Here is a 6,868-nt window from a genome sequence, read left to right as displayed (position 1 = left end):
CACCGCCACGACCCCGACCAGGGCGGCGATGAGGGGGAGGACACCGTGGAGGTCCTGGGTGCCCAGGACCACGGGGGAGACAGCGTGGGAGATCAGGAGTGCCTGGGCGATGACGAGGGCGGCTGTGAGCAGTCCGAGTCCGGCCGTGACGATGATGTGGACCCGCGCCGATCGGGCGTGTCGGAGCAGACGCGGGTCGAGGGGTTTCACCCGCCCCATTGTGCCAGCTGTGGGACCGAGGTCCATGGTCAGCGGGGTGTGGGGCGTCGATCACCACGCTGCGTGACCGGGGGCGGAACCGGAGGCAGGCAGGCAGGTCGGCGCGGAAGGGGAGCAGGACGGGGGAGCGGGCAGGTGACGAGGGCGCGGAGGGAGGGCCGGTCATGCGATGGGGGCGCGACGAGGGCGAGCACGCAACGAGGACGCGGGGAGCGGGAACGCGACGAGGGTGCGGCAGGGGCGGGCACGCGACGAGGCAGGTGCGCCAGGCCTCGGGCCAGAACCAGAGCGGACCTCGTGCCTCGAACAGAGCGGACTTCGAGCCGGGAACTGAGCGGACTTCGCGGGGGAAAGGCGGTGGGCCCCTTCCCGGGAGGGAAGGGGCCCACCGGTGTGGCAGGTGGCGCAGGCAGGATCAGCCGGCCAGGAAGTTCGAACCGAGTCGGATCTTCCCGGGCAGCAGGCCCGCGTTGGTGTCGACGTCCGCGGTGGAGACGCGGTGGCGGAACACCCAGTAGGACCAGGTCGTGTAGGCCAGGACGATGGGCACCAGGCACAGTGCCACGATCGACATGATCACCAGGGTCGGGTGGGTGGAGGACGCCTGGGAGATCGTCAGCGAGTAGGCGGGGTCGATGCTGGACTTCATCACGGCCGGAGCCATGGAGGCGAAGACCCAGGACACGGCTCCGGCGATGCCGACGGAGGAGGCCGCGAAGGACAGCTTTTCGTTGCGGGTGGCGTGCTGGGACCAGGTCGCCGAGGCGATGAGCGCCAGGGCGGCCACCATCAGGGGGATCCAGGACCAGACGTTGTTCGAGTAGGCGAACTGTCCCCACAGGACCCATGCGGCGCCGAGCACCACGGCCACCAGGCTGGCGGGAGCCGCCACCCCGTTGGCGCGGTCGCGGACCTCGCCCTTGGTCTTCAGTGCCAGGAACTGTGCGCCGTGTGCGAAGCAGATGGCCACCAGCGCCACGCCCCCCAGCAGGGTGTAGGGCGTGAGCAGGCTGAAGAAGCCACCCGTGAGCTGGTGGGCAGCCCCGGCGAGGACCTCGGGGGTCACGTCCGAGGCGGGGACGACCTCCTGGGTGGCGCGCTCCACGACCTCGATCTTCATGCCCTGGACGAGGTTCGCGAAGGCGACCCCCAGGAGCAGGGGAACGGTGACGGCAGCCACCGTGTGGAAACGGTCCCACACGGTGCGCCACTTCTCCGAGGCGATCTTGGAGCGCCACTCGATGGCTGAGATGCGCAGGATGAGCATGACCAGGATCAGGAAGAGGGCCAGGTACATGCCGGAGAACATCGTGGCGTACCACTCGGGGAAGGCGGCGAACATTGCGCCACCGGCCGTGAGCAGCCAGACCTCGTTGCCGTCCCAGTGGGGTCCGATGGTGCGCACGACGGTGGTGCGCTCCCGGTCATTGCGGGCCGCGATCGGCAGGAGCATGCCCACACCGAAGTCGAAGCCCTCCAGGACCAGGTAGCCGGTCCACAGGACCGCGATGAGGATGAACCAGAGAATGCTGAGATCCATGGGAGTTTCTCCGTCCGATCAGTAGCCGAAGGACAGGGCGCCGACGTTCTCGTCGTCCTCGTCCGGCTCGGCGGAGTGGGTGTGGATGCCCTCGAGGGCGAATCGCTTCATCAGCAGGAACCACACGACGCCGAGCGCTGCGTAGAGGAGCGTGAAGAGCACCATCGTCGTGAGGACCTGCGCCGCGGGGACCGCGGTGGAGATGCCCGCCTCCGTCATCATCATGACCGAGGCGACCGGGTCGCCGTTGTCCAGGGCAGCGAGGTTCGGGTAGACCACCCAGGGCTGGCGGCCCATCTCGGTGAAGATCCACCCGAAGGACGCGGCGATGAAGGGCGTGGGGATCGTGATGATCGCGAAGCGCCCCAGCCACTTGTTCTCGGGCACCGCCCCCTTGCGTGTGGCCCACAGTCCCCACAGGGCCAGCACGGCGGCGAAGCCTGCCAGGCCGATCATCAGGCGGAAGGACCAGAAGATCACGTTGGCGGTGGGACGGAAGTCGTACTGGGAGGCGTCGCCGTACTTCTCGGTGAAGGCCGGTGTCGCGTTGAGCTTCTCGACGAGGTCCTGCTGGGCCTGCGCCACACCCGTGATCTCGCCGTTGGGGCTGTTGGTGAAGAGGATCGAGGAGACGAAGGGGATCTCGATGAACTTCGTCGGTTCACCGGAGTCGTCGAGGGGGCAGGCACCGAACTGGGCGACCGTCATGGCGACCTGGGTGTCCGAGACGCAGACACCGTCCGCCACGGCCATCTTCATGGGCTGGACGCGTGCGAGCTCCTGGCCCTGGATGTGGCCGGTGCCGGCGGTACCGAGTCCGCCGATGATGATGACGAGCAGGCCGAAGCGGGCCAGGGGGCGCCAGATCTCCCGCGCTTCGCGCTGGCCGTCCGCACCGCCCAGTCGGGCTGCGCGAGTCATCCACCAGATGGACAGGCCCGCCACGAAGGTCCCGGCGACCAGCCAGGAGGAGGTGATGACGTGGGAGAACTCCCACATGAGGACCGGGTTGGTGATGACCTTGAGGAAACCGCCCACCCCGTCCAGTTCCGCGCGACCGGTCTCGGCGTTGAAGACCGCACCGACAGGGTGCTGCATCCAGGAGTTCGCCGCGAGGATCCACAGGGCGGAGAGGGTGGTGCCCACTGCCACGAACCAGATGGTGGCGAGGTGCCATCCCTTGGAGAGGCGGCCCCATCCGAAGATCCACAGTCCGAGGAAGGTGGACTCGAGGAAGAAGGCCGCGAGGGCCTCGATGGCGAGCGGCGCCCCGAAGATGTCCCCGACGTAGCGGGAGTACTCCGACCAGTTCATGCCGAACTGGAACTCCTGGACGATGCCGGTGGCGACGCCCAGTGCGAAGTTGATGAGGAGGAGCTTTCCGAAGAACCGGGTCGCCTGGAGCCACGTGTCGTTACCGGTGCGGTGCCAGATCGTCTGCATGATCGCGACGAGGACGGACAGTCCGATGGTCAACGGGACCAGGATGAAGTGGTAGACGGTCGTGATGCCGAACTGCCACCGACCCAGTGTCAGCGCATCCAGCGCTGCCGGAACGAGTGTCATTGTGCTCGCCTTTCCGGTGATGGGATGGAATTGGGCGTGGGGACGAGGTCATCGTCCTGACGCCATGTCAAGAAGATATCTCATTGACCAGACGGTCAGGGCGACATCGCCGTGTGTCGTGGCCGATCCGTGACACTTCACACGGCGTTCCGGTGCGGCCAGTCTAGGCGAATTCCTGCCATTTGAGCAGGGGGATCGGAAAGTTCCTGACGCGGTGTCGCAGCCTCGTGCACATTCGCGTGTCCGACCCGTGCGGGCCCGCCTGCGCCACCGTCGTCCGCCCTCGTGGTGCACCCCTGTGTGCAGCGCCGGCCCGCCCTCGTGTTCCCCGGGCGCCGAGCGCCACCGTCGTCCGCCCTCGTGGTGCACCCCTGTGTGCAGCGCCGGTCCGCCCTCGTCAGCGTCCCCGCCCCGGGGAGAGGAGCCGGCCCATCGGGGCTGCCCCAGCCGCGCCCCGGCCGCCGCGCTGATCGCCCGCAGCGGACATCCCCGGTACCCGGCCCACCCTGTGCGACAATGGGAGTCAAGTATGGACGTCGTGGGCACACCTCCACGACGCGAGCGCCGGAAGAGCCAGCTGACCGGAGACGGTCGCTGCCACCGGGCGCCATCGCGCGAGAGCGCGGTCCTGTCAGGATTTCCGCCCCTCGCGGGCGAGCAAGAGGGACCGCCCGGTGTGGGGCGGCCCCCACAATTGGAGAACCGTGACCAACCCCGACACATCCGCCGCCCCTGAATCACCGGTGGCCTCACTGCTGTTCCAGGCGCCCGCATTCCAGGCACCGACCTCCCAGGAGCCCGAGGCCCCCACCCGTGGCAGCGGGCGTTCCTCCTCCCACGACGAGCCCGACGAGGACGCTCCCGCACCCCGCCGCAAGCGCGGTGGACGCACGAAGGCCGACCAGGCCGAGGCCCCCGATACACCTCGCGACGAGGACGAGGACGCCAAGCCCGCCCGCAAGCGTCGCTCCCGCCGCAAGAAGGACGAGGACACCGGCTCCGGCCAGGACAGCTCCTCCTCCGACTCCGCGGACCAGGACGACTCCGCCTCCCAGGACCACGCTCCTGACGAGGAGTCCGAGGCGGCACCGAAGAAGCGCTCCCGTCGTTCCTCGCGCTCGAAGGCCAAGAAGGAGGAGGACCAGTCCTCTTCCGACACCCCCACCGACTCCGCCGCGTCCGATGACACCTCCGCCGAGGAGGGCTCCGGGCGTTCCTCGGGGAAGTCATCGGGCCGCCACTCCGGTTCCGAGGACTCCGGGGACGACTCCGGCTCCCGCTCCGGCGGGGACGACGAGGACGAGCAGGAAGGTGGCACCTCGCGTCGACGCAGGCGTCGCCGCTCGCGCTCCTCGGAGTCCCGGGGCTCGGACTCCCGTGGTTCAGAGGACCCCTCGGACCAGGTGACCGCCCTCAAGGGCTCCACCCGCCTGGAGGCCAAGAAGCAGCGCCGCCGCGAGGGCCGCAAGGAGGGCCGTCGCCGCCACGTCATCACCGAGTCGGAGTTCCTCGCGCGCCGTGAGGCCGTCGACCGCCAGATGGTCATCCGCCACCACAACGGGCTCGACCAGGTCGCACTCCTGGAGGACGGGCTCCTCGTCGAGCACTACGTCACCCGCCGCACCAGCGCGTCCATGGTCGGCAACATCTACCTGGGCCGTGTCCAGAACGTCCTGCCCTCCATGGAGGCCGCCTTCATCGACGTGGGCCGCGGGCGCAACGCCGTCCTCTACGCCGGTGAGGTCAACTGGGACGCCGTCGGGCTGGAGGGACGTCCGCGTCGCATCGAGGCCGCCCTCAAGTCCGGCGACCCGGTGCTGGTGCAGGTCACCAAGGACCCGATCGGGCACAAGGGCGCGCGCCTGACCAGCCAGATCACCCTGGCGGGCCGGTACCTGGTGCTCATCCCCAACGGCTCCATGATGGGCATCTCGCGCAAGCTCCCCGAGAAGGAGCGCATGCGCCTGAAGAAGATCCTCAAGAAGGCCGTCCCCGGCGGGTCCGGCGTCATCGTGCGCACGGCGGCCGAGGGTGCCACTGAGCAGCAGCTCGCCGACGACATCGCGCGCCTGAGCAAGCAGTGGGCCGACATCGAGGCCAAGCAGAAGAAGACGAAGTCCGCCCCCGTCCTGCTGCGCGGTGAGCCGGAGCTCGCCGTGCGCGTCGTGCGCGACATCTTCAACGAGGACTTCAACAAGCTCGTCATCCAGGGCCGCGAGACCTTCGACACCGTCTCGGAGTACGTCCACGACCTCTCCCCGGAGCTGTCCGACCGCGTCGAGCAGTGGGTGGGCACCGACGACGCCTTCCACGCCTTCCGCATCGACGAGCAGCTCGCCAAGGGCATGGACCGCAAGGTTTGGTTGCCCAGTGGTGGCACGCTGATCATCGACCGCACCGAGGCGATGACCGTCATCGACGTCAACACCGGCAAGTACATCGGCGCCGGCGGCACGCTGGAGGAGACGGTCACCCGCAACAACCTCGAGGCCGCCGAGGAGATCGTGCGCCAGCTGCGCCTGCGCGACATCGGCGGCATCATCATCGTCGACTTCGTGGACATGGTGCTGGAGTCCAACCGCGACCTGGTGCTGCGCCGGCTGGTGGAGTGCCTGGGCCGGGACCGCACCCGCCACCAGGTCACCGAGATCACCTCCCTCGGCCTGGTCCAGATGACCCGCAAGCGCGTGGGGGAGGGACTCGTCGAGGCCTTCTCCACCCCCTGCGAGGTCTGCGAGGGCCGCGGTTTCATCGTCCACCACGAGCCGGTGGAGAACGCCGGCTCCAGCGACCACACCGGTGGCGGACACGGCTCCGGACGCGGCAAGGGACACAAGTCGGTGGAGGAACCCCGTCGCCTCGACGAGGGCGCGGACCGCGGCAGGACGCGCGAGGCCCTCAGTGCCATCGCCGCCGCCTCCGGTCATGCCACCAGGAGCAGTGACGAGGGCGGCCCCGCGATCGCCCCCGTCGCGAGCACACATCCCGAGGTCGTGGCCAACACGGTCGCGGCCCGGAGCGGTGCAGCTGCTGCACCGGACGACGCCACCCCCGGCGAGTTCGCCGACGGGTCGGAGGAGACCCCGACCCCGCGCACCCGCGGATCGCGTCGCCGTCGCGCCGTGAAGGCCTCCTCGGCCGAGCCGGGGGCCGCACAGTCCCAGGAGGTGCCCGAGGTCGAGGCCGAGGTCGCCGCAGCCCCGGTGGAGTCCCTGCTGGTCTCCTCCGAGGAGCCCGAGGACGTCGCCGAGACGGAACTGGTCCCTGTCACCAAGCCCAAGCGTCGTCGTGTGGCCCGCTCCTCCGGGGAGACGGTGCCCGCGAAGTCCGCAGGGGACCGGACCACCGGTGCGCACAGGACCCAGACCACCGGCAGCACCGGGGTCGACACCGGTGCCTCCACCGAGCGGGTCGCAGGAGAGCTGGCCGGTGAGGCGGGCGAGGCCCCCACCGCTGCGGCCACGACCTCCTCCCGTCGGCGTTCGGGTCACCGTCGCGTGGCCTCCTCGGGCACCGTGGACACCGGGGCCGCGCAGGTCCCCG

General features: G+C 69.5%; 2 protein-coding genes and 2 pseudogenes. 1 reads left to right on the top strand and 3 read right to left on the bottom strand.

Annotation, left to right across the window (positions count from 1 at the left end; genetic code table 11):
• From BQ9890_RS15830 to BQ9890_RS05490, 3 genes and pseudogenes are all read right to left on the bottom strand, one after another.
• A pseudogene (locus BQ9890_RS15830) lies at positions 1-219 on the bottom strand (thiol reductant ABC exporter subunit CydD); the annotation flags it as partial.
• 415 nt (positions 220-634) lie between these two features.
• On the bottom strand, positions 635-1,759 hold the full coding sequence (gene cydB, locus BQ9890_RS05495; protein WP_075889974.1) for a cytochrome d ubiquinol oxidase subunit II: 1,125 nt from the start codon (positions 1,757-1,759) through the stop codon (positions 635-637).
• Positions 1,760-1,777: 18 nt separating this feature from the next.
• Positions 1,778-3,325: a cytochrome ubiquinol oxidase subunit I gene (locus BQ9890_RS05490; RefSeq protein ID WP_075889972.1), complete on the bottom strand. Its 1,548-nt coding sequence runs from the start codon at positions 3,323-3,325 to the stop codon at positions 1,778-1,780.
• Positions 3,326-4,029: 704 nt separating this feature from the next.
• Here BQ9890_RS05490 and BQ9890_RS16850 point away from each other — a divergent pair.
• Positions 4,030-6,109, top strand: a pseudogene (locus BQ9890_RS16850) (Rne/Rng family ribonuclease); the annotation flags it as partial.
• Positions 6,110-6,868: the final 759 nt, after the last annotated feature.

It is taken from the genome of Actinomyces provencensis, from assembly GCF_900155435.1.
Lineage (GTDB): Bacteria > Actinomycetota > Actinomycetes > Actinomycetales > Actinomycetaceae > Pauljensenia > Pauljensenia provencensis.
This window is presented reverse-complemented; position numbering and strand designations above follow the sequence as displayed.